At 48.0% G+C, this 19,141-nt stretch carries 13 protein-coding genes; 7 read left to right on the forward strand and 6 right to left on the reverse strand.

Translation table 11 applies throughout. The features are described 5' to 3' along the window. Window positions 1-95: 95 nt before the first annotated feature. Both GC130_RS12660 and GC130_RS12665 read right to left on the reverse strand, forming a co-directional pair. On the reverse strand, window positions 96-1,196 hold the full coding sequence (locus GC130_RS12660; protein ID WP_151998687.1) for a 6-phosphofructokinase: 1,101 nt from the start codon (window positions 1,194-1,196) through the stop codon (window positions 96-98). 153 nt (window positions 1,197-1,349) lie between these two features. Continuing rightward, window positions 1,350-3,224, reverse strand: a complete 1,875-nt coding sequence (locus GC130_RS12665; protein ID WP_151998688.1) for a serine hydrolase — start codon at window positions 3,222-3,224, stop codon at window positions 1,350-1,352. Window positions 3,225-3,424: 200 nt separating this feature from the next. On the opposite strand from GC130_RS12665, the gene GC130_RS12670 reads away from it, so the two are divergent. Then, the gene (locus GC130_RS12670; RefSeq protein ID WP_151998689.1) at window positions 3,425-5,674 is read left to right on the forward strand and encodes a GH92 family glycosyl hydrolase; all 2,250 of its coding nucleotides are present in this window, start codon (window positions 3,425-3,427) and stop codon (window positions 5,672-5,674) included. 297 nt (window positions 5,675-5,971) lie between these two features. Beyond that, window positions 5,972-6,625 carry a tetratricopeptide repeat protein gene (locus GC130_RS12675; protein ID WP_151998690.1) on the forward strand — a complete coding sequence of 218 codons (654 nt, stop codon included), beginning with the start codon at window positions 5,972-5,974 and terminating at the stop codon, window positions 6,623-6,625. A gap of 55 nt (window positions 6,626-6,680) precedes the next feature. On the opposite strand, the gene hrpB is transcribed toward GC130_RS12675, so the two are convergent. Beyond that, window positions 6,681-9,167, reverse strand: coding sequence for an ATP-dependent helicase HrpB (gene hrpB / locus GC130_RS12680; RefSeq protein WP_151998691.1), 2,487 nt, complete (start codon window positions 9,165-9,167; stop codon window positions 6,681-6,683). Window positions 9,168-9,277: 110 nt separating this feature from the next. On the opposite strand from hrpB, the gene GC130_RS12685 reads away from it, so the two are divergent. Further along, the gene (locus tag GC130_RS12685; RefSeq protein ID WP_151998692.1) at window positions 9,278-9,496 is read left to right on the forward strand and encodes a CDGSH iron-sulfur domain-containing protein; all 219 of its coding nucleotides are present in this window, start codon (window positions 9,278-9,280) and stop codon (window positions 9,494-9,496) included. A 4-nt stretch (window positions 9,497-9,500) separates the two neighbouring features. Here the strand turns inward: GC130_RS12685 and GC130_RS12690 are convergent, their stop codons facing one another. Beyond that, window positions 9,501-12,878, reverse strand: a complete 3,378-nt coding sequence (locus tag GC130_RS12690; RefSeq protein WP_151998693.1) for a methylmalonyl-CoA mutase family protein — start codon at window positions 12,876-12,878, stop codon at window positions 9,501-9,503. Window positions 12,879-13,153: 275 nt separating this feature from the next. On the opposite strand from GC130_RS12690, the gene GC130_RS12695 reads away from it, so the two are divergent. Further along, window positions 13,154-13,531: an SRPBCC domain-containing protein gene (locus GC130_RS12695; RefSeq protein WP_151998694.1), complete on the forward strand. Its 378-nt coding sequence runs from the start codon at window positions 13,154-13,156 to the stop codon at window positions 13,529-13,531. A 53-nt stretch (window positions 13,532-13,584) separates the two neighbouring features. Next, window positions 13,585-14,358 (forward strand): hypothetical protein, encoded by a 774-nt coding sequence (locus GC130_RS12700; protein ID WP_151998695.1) that lies wholly within the window; start codon window positions 13,585-13,587, stop codon window positions 14,356-14,358. 303 nt (window positions 14,359-14,661) lie between these two features. Here GC130_RS12700 and GC130_RS12705 read toward each other — a convergent pair whose 3' ends face one another. Together GC130_RS12705 and GC130_RS12710 are read right to left on the reverse strand one after the other, a co-directional pair. Further along, window positions 14,662-16,245, reverse strand: a complete 1,584-nt coding sequence (locus GC130_RS12705; protein WP_151998696.1) for an NAD(P)/FAD-dependent oxidoreductase — start codon at window positions 16,243-16,245, stop codon at window positions 14,662-14,664. Between the two features lie 113 nt (window positions 16,246-16,358). Beyond that, entirely contained in the window at window positions 16,359-17,063 is a 705-nt protein-coding gene (locus GC130_RS12710) for a hypothetical protein (protein WP_151998697.1), read from the reverse strand. Window positions 17,064-17,220: 157 nt separating this feature from the next. Between GC130_RS12710 and GC130_RS12715 the strand changes: the two genes are divergently transcribed. Continuing rightward, on the forward strand, window positions 17,221-17,637 hold the full coding sequence (locus tag GC130_RS12715) for a hypothetical protein (RefSeq protein ID WP_151998698.1): 417 nt from the start codon (window positions 17,221-17,223) through the stop codon (window positions 17,635-17,637). Window positions 17,638-17,775: 138 nt separating this feature from the next. Further along, on the forward strand, window positions 17,776-19,122 hold the full coding sequence (locus tag GC130_RS12720) for an Nramp family divalent metal transporter (RefSeq protein ID WP_151998699.1): 1,347 nt from the start codon (window positions 17,776-17,778) through the stop codon (window positions 19,120-19,122). Window positions 19,123-19,141 lie beyond the last annotated feature (19 nt).

Here is a 19,141-nt window from a genome sequence, read left to right on the forward strand (position 1 = left end):
CTAACTTCCTCGAAAAGCCGAACAATGTTGTTTGGCTTTTTTTTTGCCCAGACTCGCCGCTTTAGAAGTGATAGAGATTTTACTGAAAGCAGAACTCAATCTCCAAAAGAGATTCCTAACCCTCTGGCTGTTTTCACTAGGTAGGAATCAGTGTTAACATAGTTGTAGGTACTAATGGCCTCCAGCAAGGGAACGTCCACGATGTCGTTGTGTTTATAGGCCACCATCCTGCCAAACTTCTGTTCCAGCACCATTTCAAATGCCTTCACGCCAAATTGCAAGGCAAGCACCCTGTCAAAAGCTATAGGGCCCCCTCCTCTTTGGATATGACCCAATACGGTCTCACGAATGTCGGCCTCACAGCCCGCATCTTTCAATTCTTGAGAAAGCCGGTAAGCACATCCTCCCAACCGAACATTTTTATACCCCACCTCGCTGCTTTTAGTGGCAACCACATCACCCCCAATCGGCTTAGCACCTTCAGCCATCACAATATGAGCAAAGCCCTTCCCATTATGGTAACGCTGATCAATTCGTTGCTTTATTTTCTGTACATCATAGGGAATCTCTGGAATAAGACAAACCTCTGCCCCACCAGAAATGGCTGTATGAAGGGCAATCCAGCCAGCTGCCCTGCCCATCACCTCCATGATCATTACCCGGTGGTGGCTTTCGGCAGTGGTCACCAGCTTGTCGAGGCTATCGGAAGCTATTTGCACAGCTGTTTGAAAACCAAAAGTAAAATCGGTGCCCGAAAGATCGTTGTCAATGGTTTTCGGCACGCCTACGATGTCCAGGCCCTGCTCGTACAGTTTCTGCGAAATGCGTTGTGAGCCATCCCCGCCGATACTAATCACTGCGGTTATGCCTAGATCATCGAGGCGGTTGAGTAAGTCATCGGAGCGGTCGATGCTGGACCAGCTTCCGTCTTCATGCTTCACGGGCCAGGTAAATGGCCCTCCTTTATTGGTTGTTTTTATGATAGTGCCGCCCTTTACGTGGATGCCGGCGATGGCCTTGTTGTCCAACCTGACAATCTCCTGGGGGTCGCTCAGCACGCCATTATAGGCTTCTATACTTCCGTACACCTCCCATTCAGGGTTCTGCTGCGACCTTTTTACAATCCCCCGCAACACGGCGTTGAGACCGGGGCAGTCGCCGCCGCCTGTTAGCACCAGTAGTTTCTTCTTGCTCATATTTCCAGATTTCTGATGAATCTAAGCAATCCAACAGAAATACAAAGCGATTCTTTATCGACCAGCCCATTGGCAAGTCGAGTGGTCACGAACGTAAAAATCACGTCCACGGAAAAATGTTGGCTACATTACCTGATAAGAGAACCGGCTATGCTAGTACTCCCACACTTTTAATCCCATCCAACCCGCATCGTAAAGAAACAAGGTGACAATCACACATGAGAAGGCCAGCAAGATATAATACACCGAGAAAGCCTTTTTCTCCCCCAACTTAAAGTTCATAATACCGAAGCGAGTGCTTAAAAAAGCGCTGAACAAGATGATCCAACCTCCCAGATAAATAAGCCAGCCATTGACGTTCGGTTCGCCTGCTTCACTTAACTTATTGATGGTTCCGAGGAGCCCGGTAGAAACCATAACCAGCCCAACCACCACCAACGACGGCACCATTCTCCGAAAGAACTCCTTCCAGGGCAGCGACTTCCTGATTGCAAAAATCAACCACACCAGCGTCGCAAAGCACGAGCTAACCAGCAACACCAACGACACCACCAGCAGTACCCGTTTGGTAACAACACTTGAGTATTTCACTCTCTCAAGGTAGTTGCCAACAACTGCCGTAGCCAGCACAGGCTCACCTGTGTCGGTCGGTACAAATGCATGACTGGGAACATAGTCTTTGAGCCCGGCAAAAAGATAGCCCTCCCCATTTGAATTAATAACTGGCACCACTGGAAAGCGATCCTTCATAAACTGCTTCAGGTACAGGGTGTCGTTGTCGATGGTCACTTCGCAGGTACTGAATATGCGATCGATAAAGGCAAAAATCTGGTTGCGGGACGCCTTGAAGAGGTAGTAGCCTTCGTATTGTCTCATTGTTTCAACGTCCAATGCTTGAGCAGCTGGCTTGGCAACTGATATGTCCTGCACCAGAAATTGTTTGATGAGGTTAACCAAATCTCCCATGCCCTTGCCTGCATTGTTGGAAATGGCATAACCTATCCCATACTGACTATTGTAGCCGTAAGAGGAAGAAAAACCATCAATCCCACCATCGTGCCCATGAAACGAAGCAGGCAACTGCGTATCAAAAGTATAGTTGCCTAACCCATACCCAACTGGCAGTCCGGCCTGATTGGCAAGGGTGTAGACTGGTCTTTCCATCAGGTCAAGTACCTTTGAGGGGAAAACCTGGGCAGAATCTACCATGCCTCTGTTGATCCAAAAAGAAAGAAACCGTGCCATATCATTGGCATTGCTATTGAAGGCTCCTGCAGGGCGATGATAGATAGGGAGAAAGGGCACCTCCCTGCCGGTTCCGTCATATCCTTTAGAATAAGCCTGTCCTTCAGGAACAGACTTAAAATTAGAAGTCTTCATTCCGATTGGGTTGAGCACAGCTTCAGTGATAAATTCATCGTAAGGCCGTTCCGCATATTTTTCGATAAGATACCCAGCCACTGTCCAGCCAGGGTTGCTGTAGGCATAGCGGGTTCCTGGCTGCCACCGTACTTTAAGTGTTTTCTTATGCTGTTCCAGTACCTTTTTTAAAGGATAAACGATAGTGTCCGACGTATTATAAACCTCATTCAGGTGCATGTCGTCAAACCCTGCTGTGTGTGAAAGCAGGTGTTTTACCCGCACAGGGTGCTCCGGCTCAAAGCTATTCTCAAAGTCGATTTCCGGCACCAACGCCTTCACTTCGTCTTCCAGCGAAAACTTGCCTTCTTCCACTAACCTGAGCACGCCCAACGCCACAAAGCTTTTGGTGATGGATCCCAACCTGAACAGGGTCGATCCATCTACCTGCGAGTTGGTCCCTTTGTCTTTCACACCCAGTCCGCCTGAAAAGATAGTGCTGTCATCTTTAACAATGGTCAGCATGATACCAGGGATGTCGTTCCTTTCCATCAGCACTTCAAGCGAGTCTGTCAGCTGCCGGGATGTTAACGGCGGGCCGGAAGGCTGGGCTTTTGCAACAAGAACGCTAAAAACAAGAGCGACAGTGACTTCAAACGCATGCTTCATTCCTTTTTTCTTTTTAGGAGGCTTGTCAAATGAGTTTCGAAATAGCAATTTAAGTCCGAAAAATGACTTCTCAGTCTGGCTAAACAATATCTAAGTATTTACTTTTACAGATGGTACTTGGGGAATGGCGTTGAGCTTCTCCAGATAGCGCCAATTGTTTTATTATTCGCCAGCTCAAATAGCTTTTCAACCAGTATTCTATGAGGTTACTCTTACTTATCCCTTGTTGCCTTTTGTCTTTTGCACTACAGGCACAAACCACGCAAAATCCCGTTGCGCTGGTCAATACGCTCATGGGAACAGATTCAAAAATGGAGCTGTCCAATGGCAACGCCTACCCGGCAATTGCCGTGCCCTGGGGCATGAACTTTTGGATTCCACAAACAGGAAAAATGGGCGACGGTTGGGCCTATACCTACGATGCTGACAAAATCAGGGGATTCAAACAAACCCATCAACCATCACCCTGGATGAATGACCATGGTCAGTTCAGTCTTATGCCAGGCACAGGAACGGTTAAGTTTGACCAAGACAAAAGAGCGAGCTGGTTCTCCCACAAGGCTGAAATAGCCCAGCCGCATTACTATAGCGTTTATCTGGCCGACGTTAATATAACAACAGAAATAACCCCCACTGAAAGAGCAGCTATTTTCAGGCTCACCTACCCGGAGGCAGACAGCACCTGGCTTGTTATCGACGGCTTCGACAAAGGTTCGGAAGTAGTCATAGACGAAGAAAACGGCAGAATAACCGGCTACACAGTAAGAAACAGTGGTGGCGTGCCGGACAATTTCCGCAACTATTTTATCATTGAGCTGGATAAAAAAGTGAATTGGAGCGTTTCCGACACGCTCAAGAAAGGGCATGCTGTGGGAGCCGTTGGCTTCTCAACAAAAAAGGGTGAAGTAGTTCACCTCAAGGTAGCCTCCTCCTTCATAAGCCTTGAACAGGCCGTCATCAACCTCAAAAGAGAAGTGGGCGACAAAACCTTTGAGCAAGTAAAAACCGAAGCAGAAAAAGTGTGGAACGAAAAGCTTGGCGTGGTGACTGTCGACGGCGGTTCAATCGATCAGATGCGCACATTCTATTCATGCCTCTACCGCACACTCCTGTTTCCTCAAAAAATGTACGAGTTGAACGAGCAGGAAAAAATCGTGCACTACAGCCCCTATAACGGACAAGTACTTCCCGGCTACATGTTTTCTGGCACCGGATTTTGGGACACCTTCAGGGCACTTTATCCCTTGCTCAATCTGCTTTACCCGTCTATCAACAAAGAGATGCAGGAGGGGCTCATCAACGACTACAAAGAGGGAGGTTTCCTGCCGGAATGGGCAAGTCCGGGATACCGAAACGTAATGGTAGGCAACAACTCAGCTTCTGTCGTGGCCGATGCTTATATAAAGGGCCTCAGAGGATATGACATCAATACGCTGTACGAAGCGTTGAAAAAGGATGCCAATACCGAAGGTCCCATGGACGCTGTAGCCAGAAGGGGTGCTCCCTACTACAATAAGCTGGGCTACGTGCCCTACAATGTTGGCATCAACGAGAACGCCGCACGCACTTTGGAATATGCCTACGATGACTTCACCATTTATCAACTGGCAAAAGCACTCAACAAGCCTCAGAAAGAGATCGATCTCTACAAAAAGCGCTCACAAAACTATCGGAATCTTTTTGACAACGAGACAAAACTCATGCGAGGTAAGAATGAAGACGGCAGTTTTCAATCTCCTTTTAATCCGCTCAAGTGGGGAGACGCATTCACTGAGGGCAATAGCTGGCACTATACCTGGTCAGTTTTTCACGACATAGAAGGGCTAAAGCAACTCATGGGTGGCGACAAAATGTTTATAAATATGCTCGACTCTGTCTTTAGCATGCCACCGCTCTTTGACGATAGCTATTATGGCTTCACCATCCACGAAATCAGAGAGATGCAAATCATGAACATGGGACAATATGCACACGGAAACCAGCCCATCCAGCATATGACCTATCTGTACAATTTCACTTCAGAACCCTGGAAGGCGCAGTACTGGATCCGTGAAGTCATGAACAAGCTGTACACCCCTGCCCCGGACGGTTACTGTGGCGACGAAGACAACGGACAAACCTCCGCCTGGTATGTATTCTCAGCTATGGGTTTTTATCCGGTATGCCCTGGCACAGATCAGTATGTGTTGGGAGCTCCACTGTTCAAAGAAGTAATGATTTCCCTGGAAAACGGTAAAAACATTGAAATTCTTGCAACGGAAAACAATCATGCAAATTTTTATGTTAATGAAGTGGTCTACAATGGAAGTGTGTATGATAAAAATTGGCTCGCTCATTCCGGGTTGGTGAAAGGGGCGAAAATCTCATTTGATATGACATCAAAACCAAATACAAAAAGGGGTGTTTCTGCCGTCAACTGGCCATTTTCGATGACTTTTGACAAAAAATAGCACTCTTTCACAGCCTATTTTTCTTAAACACTGTCAGGTCTACATTAATTATAGGACTTAAGTAATAAAAAAAATAATTATTAGGGGTTACCTTTAACGATAATGTGATATCAACACCAGTGAACATTATAAACTTACATGAGTAATTTTAGTTATCCACTTTCGTTTTTTTCTGTTTTACTAGTTTGTAACTGCGCCGCCTGAAATAATTTGTTTTACCGATTTATAAACATTGTGATCGAGCGACGTTGTATTTTTTTTTTCGGAAATTGAGATTAACTGATTTAGTCGACCAGCATGATTAAGAAGCTATTAACCGTAGGAGTCCTCTTCGTCGTATTTTTCAATGGGGAATCGAAATCCCAGGAGAAAGCGTCCGACGCAGATTCCGCCCAGTATTGGTGGGGCAAAGGGTACGTTAGTGCCGTTAAAGGGGATTATGAAGCCGCCATTGTTGACTACAACAAATCCATCCAACTGTATGGACTGAAGGGGGAAGTGTATTACGATAGAGGTAATGCTCGTGCCGAATTAAAAAACTACGCAGGTGCCATCGAAGATTACACCAACGCCCTGAAGTACCTGATTGACGACCCTGACAAGTTAAAGACTTACTATGTGAGAGGAATGGCAAAGATTGAGACGCTAGACCTCAACGGTGCCATAGAAGACCTCACCGAAGTAGTAAAACTCTCTCCGAACCACGAGGAGGCATTTTACTACCGGGCAACCGCCAAAGACAAACTGAAAGACTACAGAGGTGCCATAGAGGATTTCACAAAAGTCATTGAAATCAACCCTCAGTCGAGCAGGGCTTATAAACTTAGAGGCATCGAGAAGATTAGACTCCGTGACAAGCAGGGAGGCTGTAGCGATTTATCGATGGCCAGTGAGCTTGGCGACACCAAAGTGGCCAGCGTGATGGAAAAGCTCTGTGGTTCATCAAATTGACCTAACACCCGGCACGGAAAGGTAAACCCTGAATTGCTAAAAGCCTCGGGCAGCGTCATCTACCCTTTCTTTGAACGCCTCGTACGGCCAGGGCTGTCCAGGGGTCATCGGGCCAGGAATGCTTCGGATACCTTCTCTTAAGATCCTTTTTAACCTCAAAATAGGCATTGCTCCAGAAGCTTTTGAGGTCTGAGGTTACCTGCACTGGCTTGTATCCCGGCGATAGCAGATGCAGCACCACCGCTGTTTTCCCGCCATTTATTCTTGGGGTTTCAGCAAGCCCAAATACTTCCTGAAGCCTTACCGATAACACCGGGGATTCCCCGGCGGAAAAGTACTGAAGCTTAATTCTTGATCCGCTCGGCACCTCAATATGTGTTGGGGCCAATATCTCAAGCTCCTTTTGAGTTTCCCAGTCCAGCGAACTATAAAGCACCTCAACAAGGTCAATCTTCTTCAGATCCTCCGGCTTCTTTATGCCCGACAAATAAGGGCCAAGCCACTCTCCGTTTGTCGCCAACAGTGAATGAGTACTTACAGCGGGCCAGCCCTGCTCCGGATTCCATTTCTTTAAGCTCATTACCCGGCTCTGCCATTGAACGAACTTATCGTCAAAGCTTAGAAGCGCCTCCCCTTCCTTAGCTATGACTTCACTTATCGCTTGTATCAACTGGCCTTCATCGGGTGTTGGCAATGGTTTCGAACGAAGGACGATGCTTCCAATCCTCAAATCGAGTGAGGCTATGAGGCCTCCCTTTCTGGTGTCCCAGGTCACTATTTCCTTTTCTTTCACCAGGGGTGTGAGAACTTTAGGATTAAGCGGAGCAGCCAGAAAAATCTTTCCCATACCATCACGGGCGTCGAGGTGAGCCACTGCCAGCCATGGTTCGTGAGCCAGATCGTCTTTATGTGAAGCCATGGCATACTTGCCGTTGGCAAGCTGAAACTGGGCATTATTGCCCGGCCTTGCGCAGGCAATTCTTTCAGGGTATGCATAGGCCAATAGCAAACCGACCTCATAGGGGTCAAAAACGCCATTATCCCCTTCAAGGCTAAATATTCTCCGGTACGATTCCGCTACCTTTTCTATTCTCCCAAACTGCTTTCCCTGCCCGCCATTATCCCGAAACCTCCGCAAGGCCTCAATCCGCAAGGTGATATCGATGCCAGCTTCCCGTGGTAAGGGGTCTCGTTCTTCCAGCACGGCAGCCAGGTCGGTAGCCAACTCCACCTTGTCAGATTCCTTTGCCATTAGCAACATGTGGGCAATGCGAGGGTGACAAGGCAGCTCATGCATCTTCTTGCCATGAGAAGTAATTTTGGCATTTTCAAGGGCCTCCAACTGATGCAGGGTGTCTGAAGCCTGAGCCAGAGCGCCCTTAGGCGGTGACGTCAACCACGTAAGCTGTTTAACATCCACAATGCCCCACTGCGCCATGTCCAGCACAAGGTTGGCCAGATCAGCTTCCATGATTTCGGGAGTTCGGTGTGGCTCCAGCCGCTCCTGTGTGGCCTTGCTCCACATACGGTAGCAAGTGCCTGGGCTCAGCCTGCCAGCCCTGCCCGCACGTTGGTCGGCGGAATCTTTGGATATCTGTACGGTTTCCAGCCTTGAAAGTCCTGAGCGGGGGTCAAACTTCGACGTGCGGCCGTAACCTGTGTCCACCACCACTTTGATGCCTTCAATGGTCAAACTGGTTTCTGCTATGGACGTAGCAAGCACCACTTTTCTGCGCCCGTCTTTACCGGGCATAATGGCGGCGAATTGCTGGTTTTGTGGTAGCTGACTGTAAAGCGGGTGGATGGCGAAGTCAGTCATTTCTTTTCTGAGCAGCTCCTCGCATTTTCTGATCTCCCCTTCTCCGGGAAAAAAAGCCAGGATATCGCCTTCTCTTTCCCTCGATGCTTTGAGAATGGTTCTGGCAGTCATTTCCGGCAACATCATTAGGTCCTGCTCGCCAGTGTAGATCACCTCTACGGGATACTGCCGACCTTCACTTACCGCTACGGGTGCTTTCATCAGCTCAGGCAACCGTTCCATATCCAGCGTAGCCGACATGATCATGATGCGCAGATCGGGCCGCAGCACCTGCTGCACCTCTCTGCAAAGTGCCAGGGCCACATCCGCATGCAGGCTCCTTTCATGAAACTCATCAAAGACGACCATCCCCACGCCTTCCAACGCATTATCGGAGTGGATCAATCGGGTAAGAATGCCTTCGGTGAGCACTTCAATTTGCGTCTGGTCCGACGTCCTGTTTTCGAACCTGATCCGGTAGCCAATTTTCTTTCCGAGCTCATCATTCAGCATTGAAGCCATCCTGGTGGCGATCGATCTGGCCGCCAGGCGCCGGGGCTCCAGCATCAGTACTTTTTTACCCTCTAGCCAGGGCTCGTCCATCAGCGCTAGTGGTAGCAGCGTGCTTTTTCCCGCTCCCGGAGGCGCATTCACAATCAGGGTGTTTTCCTTAGCCAGACTCTCCTTTATCTGCGGAATAATGTCGACAACAGGAAGATCGAATGCTAGTGGATCGAAAGGCAAGCTCAAGGATTTTGAGATATTCAGACTATTTAGACACAAAACTACACACCACAAGCCGATTTCCTTTTATCCGGTTTCTAAGTTTCTACATTTGCGTCAAAAAAACATCCATGACCAAAATCACAGTAAACAATAATGGCTCTCTGAAAATTGACGGGGATTTTGAAATCGTAGACAAAGAAGGCAATGCATACGGCCTTCAGGGAAGGACAATCGTTTCCTTGTGCCGTTGCGGAAAATCCGCCAACAAGCCATTCTGCGATGGGTCGCACAAAGAGCACTTTGAACACGAAGCCATTGCTTTTGACTTGCCTCCGAAGAAGGTATAAGGCTTTACATATTCCTCCTGTACTGCCCACCCACTTCATACAAAGCATGGGTGATTTGCCCTAAAGAACAGTACTTCACGGCTTCCATCAGCTCCTCAAACATGTTTTGATTGCTGATGGCAGCCTGCTGAAGGCTCGAAAGCACCTCCTGAGACTTGCCTTCATTGAACCTCTGCAGGTTGTTGAGTGACTCAATCTGAAATTCTTTTTCCTCTTTCGTGGCCCTTATCACTTCCATGGGCGTGATGGTTGGTGAGCCTTTGGAAGAAAGGAAGGTATTCACGCCAATGATCGGGAAGTCGCCGTTGTGCTTCATTGTCTCATAATAAAGGCTTTCTTCCTGGATTTTGCTCCGTTGGTACATGGTTTCCATAGCACCCAGAACTCCTCCTCTTTCGGTGATCCTGTCAAACTCTGCCATAACAGCTTCCTCGACCAAATCGGTCAGTTCTTCGATAATGAAGGAGCCCTGCAATGGGTTTTCATTTTTGGCCAGCCCCAGTTCCTTGTTGATGATGAGTTGGATGGCCATGGCACGACGCACCGATTCCTCCGTCGGGGTGGTAATGGCCTCGTCGTAGGCGTTGGTATGTAGCGAATTACAGTTGTCGTAAATGGCATACAAGGCCTGAAGCGTCGTTCTGATGTCGTTGAAGTCGATCTCCTGTGCGTGTAGCGACCGACCACTGGTTTGGATATGGTACTTCAGCATTTGAGAACGCTCGTTGGCACCGTATTTCAGCTTCATAGCTTTCGCCCAAATTTTTCTGGCTACCCTGCCGATAACCGAATATTCCGGATCGACACCATTACTGAAGAAGAAGGAGAGATTAGGAGCGAAATCGTCGACATGCATGCCACGGCTGACATAATACTCGACAAAGGTAAACCCGTTCGACAAGGTAAAGGCCAGCTGAGAAATGGGGTTGGCACCTGCCTCAGCAATGTGATAGCCCGAGATAGATACAGAGTAGAAATTCCGAACATTCTGATCGATAAAATATTGCTGCACGTCACCCATTACTTTCAGTGAGAATTCCGTGCTGAAAATGCAGGTATTTTGCGCCTGGTCTTCTTTGAGGATATCGGCCTGCACCGTACCTCTAACTTTTGAAAGGGTATCAGCTTTGATCTTTTGATACACATCAGCAGGCATCACCTGATCTCCGGTAACACCCAACAGCATAAGCCCCAGCCCATTGTTACCCTCAGGAATCGCACCACTGTAGACAGGCTGCGTCATTCCTTTGGCCTTAAAGAGTTGGGTGATTTTCTCCTTCACCTCCGCTTCGAGGCCCTGCGCTTTGATGTATTTCTCGCAGTTCTGGTCAATGGCAGCATTCATGAAAAAAGCACAGATAGTAGCCGCCGGCCCGTTGATGGTCATCGACACCGATGTAGTCGGGTCAATCAGGTCAAAGCCGGAGTAAAGCTTCTTGGCATCGTCCAGCGAGCAGACGCTCACCCCTGAGTTGCCGATCTTGCCATAGATGTCGGGCCGGTGATCGGGGTCTTCTCCGTACAAAGTCACCGAATCGAAAGCAGTCGACAACCTGGCAAACGCATTGTCTTTCGACACATAATGGAAGCGCTTATTGGTGCGCTCCGGGCCGCCCTCTCCGGCAAACATCCGGGTAGGGTCTTCGGTGGTGCGCTTAAAAGGAAACACGCCAGCGGCGTAAGGAAACTCTCCCGGCACATTCTCCTGCAAATTCCACTTCAGCACGTCGCCCCAGCCGTCATACCTGGGCAAGCTTATTTTGGGCACTTTGGTGTGTGAGAGCGACTCAGAATGAGTAGGCACTTTAATCTCCTTCCCTCTTACCGAATAAACATATTCCCCGCTTTTATACCGCTGTACTTTTTCAGGCCATTCCTCAATCACTTTTAAGTTTTTGGGGTCAAGGTCAAGCGACGTCTTCTCAAAAAGTGCATCAAGCTTCTCTCCCAACACCTTGTCCTCTCCGGCTTTCTTTGCTGCGGCTATGGTTTTTTTGATGCTGTAAAGCGTTTGTGCCACTTCCTTTTGATCCTCCACCCACTGATTGTAGTGCCTGATGGTCTCAGTAATCTCCGACAAATAGCGGGTACGCTTGGGAGGAATGATGAAAATCTTTTCTGAGAGTTCGTCCGACGATGCGGAAGCAGACGCCAGCCCAGCACCTGTTTTCTCTACAATCTTATCCATCAGCTTCCTGTACAGCGTGTTCATGCCGGGGTCATTAAACTGGCTGGCAATGGTGCCAAATACTGGCAATTGGTCGTCTGGTGTTTCCCAAAGGCCATGGTTGCGCTTGTACTGTTTCTTCACATCCCGCACGGCGTCAAGGGCGCCTCTCTTGTCAAACTTGTTGATAGCGATCATGTCGGCAAAGTCGAGCATATCGATCTTTTCCAGCTGAGTAGCTGCACCGTACTCCGGCGTCATCACGTACAACGACACGTCGGAGTGATCGGTGATTTCTGTATCCGACTGACCAATGCCAGAGGTCTCAAGAATAATCAGGTCAAACTCGGCGGCTTTGAGAATGTTCACAGCTTCCTGTACATGCTTCGACAGTGCAAGGTTCGACTGCCGTGTGGCCAGCGACCGCATGTAAACCCTGGGGTGATGGATGGCGTTCATGCGGATCCTGTCTCCCAGCAAGGCACCGCCTGTTTTCCTTTTGGATGGGTCAACCGACACCACTCCGATATGCTTGTCGTCGAAATCAACTAAAAACCTCCGCACCAGCTCATCAACTAAGCTGGACTTGCCAGCACCACCGGTACCTGTGATCCCCAGTACCGGCACCTTGCTTTTTGCAGCCTCAGCATCTATCTTTTGTAGCAGTGGCTGAGCAACTTCTGGAAAATTCTCAGCGGCCGATATCAGCCTGGCCACCGACTTCACATCTTTCTTCTTCAAGCTACCAAGCTCTCCGTTGAGGTGATCACCAATGGGGAAGTCGCTTCCTGCGATAAGGTCATTGATCATACCCTGAAGCCCCATCGTACGGCCGTCGTCCGGCGAGTAAATGCGGTTGATACCGTAGGCATGCAACTCCTCTACTTCCGTGGGCAGGATGGTTCCGCCTCCCCCCCCAAATATCTTGATGTGACCGGCCCCTTTCTCTCTAAGCAGGTCGTACATGTACTTGAAAAACTCTACATGCCCACCCTGGTAACTGGTGATAGCAATGGACTGCACATCTTCCTGAATAGCGCAGTCGACAATTTCCTGCACTGACCTGTTGTGGCCCAGGTGAATCACCTCTACGCCTGTGGCCTGAATAATCCGGCGCATGATATTGATGGCAGCATCATGGCCGTCGAACAACGAAGCAGCAGTGACTATCCTGATGTGATTTTTCGGCTTGTAGGGTGATTCGGTATGTGACATAAAAATTAACGAAATGGATATTGGGTCAATGATTCCTTAAAGTTAACCAAAGTGAGCGACATGCTCGCCCGTTTCTACCCAACTGATATTGGCCAAATAAAGCTGAATAAAGAATTTTATTTTTCAGGTTGATTCATATAATTTCCAGATGGCAATCGCAAATGCGAATAAGGGAATCATTCTTTGGTTTTTCTTAAGGATTTTTAGCATAAAAAGCAGTGCCGATGGCAGCATCAAATTTGAAATCAGCAATATCAAATCAGTAATTCGTTTGAATGAAAGACTATAAAAAATACTACATCGTACCTGCCCTACCAGAAGAAGTATTCGCCGCTCTTACACACCCCGCCTCCCTTCATGCCTGGACAGGTGAAGAAGCAGAAATGTCGACCGAACCAGGCTCAGAATTCTCTCTTTGGGAAGGAAGCATTGTTGGGAAGAACCTGGAGTTTGAGCCTGGAAGAAAAATTGTGCAGCAGTGGTATTTTGGCGAGCAGGAAGAGGCTTCGATAGTGACCATCATACTCCATCCTCATAAAAATGGCACGTCGGCGGAACTTCGCCATAGCAACATTCCCGATGAGGACTACGACGACATTGTAGAAGGCTGGAATACGACTTATTTTGGAGCTTTGATCGATTTTTACGAATAAAGTTCAACCATTTTTTATAGATTAGTGTCTGGTAGTTACCAATAGTCTCGTCTATGAAAAACTACACTTTACCCTCAGTCCTCCTTCTTATTTTTGCATTTGGCTGCCAAAAAGAGGACGTAGATAGCAAAAAGAACCGGGATAATCTGCCTCAGTACAGTTCAGGTGCACAACTACAGCAAGTGACTTTGTATGGCCTCGAAAGTAGTAGCCTTCCAGGTAACGTTATCGAAAGCTACGAGTATGATGAAAATGACAGAGTTTCCAGGATAGTAACGCCAGGCGTGGGCGGCATGGACGATATCGCTCAATACCAAAGTTTTGAGTATGACAGCGAGGACAGGGTAAGCTCCGTTTCTACTTATGTAGCCAACACAGGAGAACCAAATGGCTTTTTGTTGATCGAAGTGAAAAATATCTTCTATTCGGGAGACGGTGTCAAGACAAAAGAAAGTGTGGAAAACCCACAGATCGGCCTCAAAAAAGAAAGGAAGTTCAGCTACGAAGGTATTCTACTTGCAAAATCTGAAGAGTTTGACAACAAAGGGTTGCTTGAGAGATATACGGTCTTTGAGTACAATGACAGCGGCACATTAAAAAAGGAGACGGCTTATTCCTCCACCGGCGAACTTAACAACTATGTCATCCATGTTTATGACGGAGAACTGCGCAGACACTCATCATTTTACTCCTTTAACAACGAGCTTATCAAAGAAGAGAAACGAGCTTACGATTCCAATAGCAACCTGGTGGAGTTGAAATCAATCAACAAAGCGTTGTGGCTCTCTTCCATGAGCTACAGGCTGGAGTACACTTACGTAGAATAAAAAAAGGGAACTTAATCCCTTTTTGATGCTTTCTTAGCCTTCTTCTCAGCTCTTTTCTCTTTCAGATTCTTAGTAGGCTCCTTTTTTTCGTTACCTTTTTGGGGCGATGTTCCTTTTGCCATGGCTATTTGCTTTAGTTGTTGAGTTCTGCCAGAAATGTAGCGCTAATGCCAATAATATCCTTCAAAAGAATGAGATTTTAATTGCTGAGTGAAGACTGAAGTATGAATGTTCTCAGTTGGCTCGGCTCTGGTGAATATCTTCACTCACGAGCCTCAAAAGCAGCCGCCTTGTTGAGTGTCCTCACTCACCAACAACCGCCGCCACATACCCCACCGCCTTCTCTGCACACTTTTCCCCATCAATGGCCGCCGAAACAATGCCGCCAGCGTAGCCTGCCCCCTCTCCGCAGGGGTACAGTCCTTTTACGGCAATATGCTCGAGTGTTTCCGGATCACGGGGAATGCGCACCGGAGATGAAGTCCTGCTCTCCGGCGCATGCACTACTGCCTCATTGGTCAGGTAGCCCTTCATGGCTTTACCAAACTCCCTAAAGCCTTCCTGAAGTGTCTTGTAAATGAAGTCTGGCAACACGCTTCCTAGTTCCACAGAAGTGACGCCAGGCTTGTAAGATGTTTCCGGTACATCAGCTGATAGTTTACCATTGGTAAAATCGATCAGTCTTTGTCCGGGGACACGTTGCGTCTGTCCACCTTCTTTCCAGGCCAATTGCTCAATGGATTGCTGAAAAGCCATAGCCGCCAAAGGGCCCTTACTGGAAAACGCTTTAAAATCCTCCGGCCGCAGCTCTACCACTATGCCCGAGTTAGCGCTTGGCTGGTCTCTTTTCGAAGGTGACCACCCGTTTGTCACCACCTCGCCGGGGCTTGTGGCACAGGGAGCAATCACCCCTCCCGGACACATGCAGAAAGAATACACGCCACGGGTGTTGGTACCGCTACCTACCTGCTTCACGATGCTATAGGGAGCAGGGGGCAAATAGGTACCCCGGTCTTCGCATTTGTACTGAATCGTGTCGATCAACGACTGCGGATGTTCCACCCTCACTCCCAATGCAAAAGGCTTGAGTTCTATAGCGATCTTTTTTCTATCGAGCAGTGCAAATATATCCCTGGCCGAATGGCCGGTGGCCAGGATGACCTTTTTCGTTTTAATAATATCTCCGGAAGCAGTTGTCACGCCATCAATAGCATCGCCTTTCAGCAGAATGTCGGTTACTCTGGTATTGAATTTCACCACACCACCGTGGGCTAAGATGCACTCCCGGATGTCAGTAATGATCTCTGGCAATTTATTAGTGCCAATGTGCGGATGAGCCTCCACGAGTATTTCTCTCGTTGCCCCAAAGCCCACCAACAGCTTCAAAATCCGCTGCACATCGCCCCGTTTCTTGCTGCGGGTATAAAGCTTGCCGTCTGAATAAGTGCCAGCGCCCCCTTCACCAAAACAGTAGTTCGAGTCCTCATTGACAATATGGTCGATGTTAATAGATTTCAGGTCACGGCGGCGGTCACGGACGTCCTTGCCTCTTTCAAGGATGACGGGCTTCTTCCCCAATTCGATACACCTCAGCGCCGCAAAAAGTCCGGCAGGCCCGGCCCCAATAATGACTACTTCTTCCGCTGTGGATACGTCAGGATAGTCTGGCAGCCAAGCCTGTTCCTCCTTAAAATCTTCGTTCACATACACCCGCACAGTGAGATTTACTTTGATAATGCGCTGTCTGGCGTCGATCGACCGCTTGAGCACCTCCACATGCCTGATGTCTGAAAACGGGATGTAGGCCTTTTGGCTAGCCAGCTTATAGAGCGCTTCCTGGTCGGCGGCCTCTTCGGGTAGTACCTGAAACTGAAATTCTTTTTGCAATGCGTATCTTCTTTAAAAACGCAAAGATAGACAATTGGAATGCTTAGAATTGTATTACTTGGAAAACGGGACATGAATCCTCATTGAAGATCAGAGGAGTGAGAAAATATTCGTTAATCGCCTATTTGGTGGCAAAAGGCAACAAGTTGTCTAAGATCTTCCTCCTGATTCGTTTTAATCGACTTCTCCTTTATGAAGGACTTTATTTCATTTGAATACTGTGGAAAAAGTTTTACGATAACTGATCTTTTGGCTCGACTAATCCTTTTGTTCTTGTCTATAAAATAGTAGGCCGTCTGCTTCGTCAGCAGCATGCAGTACCTGGCTTTCTGGTTATAAAGCTCCCTGTACGTCGGGTATATGCCCCTTTCAATATTTCTAAATGGGGTTATTCCGTCACGATATTGCTCTCCAAAAACCTCGGTCTTCGCAAGCCCTACTACCTGATGAACGCCCAACTGAAGTTTTTTGTCACCGGCTATCACCTCCACCCACATATTACCGGGAAACGAGTAGAACTCCGATCCTCCGACCGTGATCTTTTTTGTAGCCGTTGCACTGATACTTACGGTATCGCCAGCATAATTAATGTAAAGCATTTCCCTCAAGAGTAAATTATAATTAAGGAGTGCCTCGATAGTGGATCCACTGACCAAATCTACATCTCCGTACTCAAATGAGGCAAACCTGAATACTTCAGATAACGGAATCACTGACTTAGTCACTTCTCCGGGCCTTACTTTGAACTTACGGCCTTCCTGCGCCCTTAAGCTTACACTTAAAAGCAACATAAACACCAGAAACAAAGAATTTCTCATCTAACAGGAATATAGCCTCATGCCGCAATAAACTTCAATATCTGAAATTTTCAGATAAAAAACCGTACGAATTAAGCCAGGAAAAATATCCCACTCATTCTGGAAGCCTTTACAAGGTGGAGTTGTCTTTTAAAAACTATCTTACTCATACAACCATATGAAGGCATCTTTGAACATTTTCGTCCTCATGACAGCCACACTTACTGCTTGCTACTACGACGACCCCGCACCTTACGTCATTTTTAAAGATACCTATGCGGAAGTAATCTATGACGACACCCTTTTTGTTGATCTTAATTCGCAGCAGGAGCTCCTGGTGGAGGCTGGCTCAGATGCTAGCTCCGTTCGTTACCTGACGCAAAGAAATGATGAAGGGGTCATTGACATTACTGGCACCGAGCTGGTCAAGTATTCAACAAACGGCTGGAATGGACGCAACAACTATGAAAACTCCATCGTCTATTCCTCCTTCCCTGATAGTGTATATACCGTTGGCGATGTACTGAGGATAACGGTCAGGTTCAATTCCAATGGCTGGTATGGAAAGACCCTTTTTTACAAGGTAAAAGAGTAGTTCTGGTTTTACTCCTTTCAAACGAAAAGAACCCTGCCTACGGTCGGATTATCAACCACCGATGGGGAAAGGGCTTTCAAATCAGGTAGTGGCTGCGTATTATTAACTATATTGTTTGCATCCTACTTATCTGCATAAATGACCGACAACTCTTACCTCATCAGTGCGGCGACCATCAAAGAACCGCCTACCACCTTCTTTCAGCGTCTTAAATTCCTTGGGCCTGGTTTCATCCTTTCAGCCTCCATCGTTGGCTCAGGTGAGCTGATCGCTACTACCACCCTTGGTGCGTCGGCAGGTTTCACCGCCTTCTGGATTATTATTGCCAGCTGCCTGATAAAAGTGGCAGTGCAGGTGGAGTTTGGCAAGCATACCATCCTCACCGGCGAAACAGCTATGCAGGCATTAAAGCTGCTGCCAGGCACCAAGTCTGGCAAGGGGAAATGGTCTGTGGTGACCATACTCGGTCTGATGTCGCTCAAAGTATTCCAGATTGGTGGCATGATGGGCGGCTCCGCTCTGGTGCTAAGCATGCTATTTCCATCTGTAGCCACCATGGTCTGGGTAATTTTTGTTGCCTTGCTGGTGGCAAGCATCATTTTCAAGGGCTACTACCTGCCTGTGGAAAAAGCCTCACTGGTGATGACGGTGCTTTTCACCTGCCTTACCATTGCCTGCCTGATTTTCCTTTCCGAAACCCAGTACAGCATTTCCATGGCCGATATATGGAGCGGGCTCCAGTTCGACCTGTCACCTGCCCTGGTGGGCGTAGCCATTGGTGCTTTTGGCATTACGGGTGTGGCCAGCGACGAAATACTTGCCTACACCTACTGGTGCCGTGAGAAAGGCTACGCTGCCTACACTGGCCCTCGTGACGACTCCGACGACTGGCTTTGCAGAGCAGAAGGCTGGACCAAAGTCATGTATCTCGACGCCACTGTTGCGATGATTATTTACACGTCGGTCACTGCTGCCTTCTACTTATTGGGTGCTGCTGTCCTCAACCACAGTGGCAATGTGCCTGAAGGGCTGAAAATGGTAGAAACCATTGCCACGATTTACACGGAATCCTTGGGGCCTGGCTTCAAAACGATCTTCCTTGTTGGCGCCTTCTTCGTACTGTTCTCCAGCGTTTTCGCCACCCTCGCCTTCTGGACGAGAATGTACGCCGATATTTTCGGGCAGCTTGGTTGGATAGACTTTTTTGACATGGCAGCCAGAAAAAGAACCATCGCTATGCTGGCGTGGGTTTTTCCCACAGCCTGGGCCCTCGCCTATTTCTTTGTGGAGTCTCCGGTGCTAATGATTCTTTCTGGTGGCATTGTCGGTTCTGTTCTGCTCCTATTGGTGGCCTTCGCAGCCATTCACTTCAAATACAAAAGAGAGCAACCCATCGCCTCAGGAACATTGTACAACATCACTCTTTGGGTCAGCATCATCTCCATTGTTGCCGTTGCGATATATGGTTTGGTCAAGCTACTCTGACATGTAGTCGGCCAGGGGC

This window comes from Imperialibacter sp. EC-SDR9 (assembly GCF_902498805.1).
Taxonomy (GTDB): Bacteria; Bacteroidota; Bacteroidia; order Cytophagales; family Cyclobacteriaceae; genus Imperialibacter.

Coding starts and splice junctions, on each gene's coding strand:
- GC130_RS12710 (WP_151998697.1), bottom strand. CDS start 17,063: ATGAGAAATTCTTTGTTTCTGGTGTTTATGTTGCTTTTAAGTGTAAGC.
- GC130_RS12715 (WP_151998698.1), top strand. CDS start 17,221: ATGAAGGCATCTTTGAACATTTTCGTCCTCATGACAGCCACACTTACT.
- GC130_RS12720 (WP_151998699.1), top strand. CDS start 17,776: ATGACCGACAACTCTTACCTCATCAGTGCGGCGACCATCAAAGAACCG.
- GC130_RS12685 (WP_151998692.1), top strand. CDS start 9,278: ATGACCAAAATCACAGTAAACAATAATGGCTCTCTGAAAATTGACGGG.
- GC130_RS12695 (WP_151998694.1), top strand. CDS start 13,154: ATGAAAGACTATAAAAAATACTACATCGTACCTGCCCTACCAGAAGAA.
- GC130_RS12675 (WP_151998690.1), top strand. CDS start 5,972: ATGATTAAGAAGCTATTAACCGTAGGAGTCCTCTTCGTCGTATTTTTC.
- GC130_RS12660 (WP_151998687.1), bottom strand. CDS start 1,196: ATGAGCAAGAAGAAACTACTGGTGCTAACAGGCGGCGGCGACTGCCCC.
- GC130_RS12665 (WP_151998688.1), bottom strand. CDS start 3,224: ATGAAGCATGCGTTTGAAGTCACTGTCGCTCTTGTTTTTAGCGTTCTT.
- GC130_RS12670 (WP_151998689.1), top strand. CDS start 3,425: ATGAGGTTACTCTTACTTATCCCTTGTTGCCTTTTGTCTTTTGCACTA.
- GC130_RS12700 (WP_151998695.1), top strand. CDS start 13,585: ATGAAAAACTACACTTTACCCTCAGTCCTCCTTCTTATTTTTGCATTT.
- GC130_RS12690 (WP_151998693.1), bottom strand. CDS start 12,878: ATGTCACATACCGAATCACCCTACAAGCCGAAAAATCACATCAGGATA.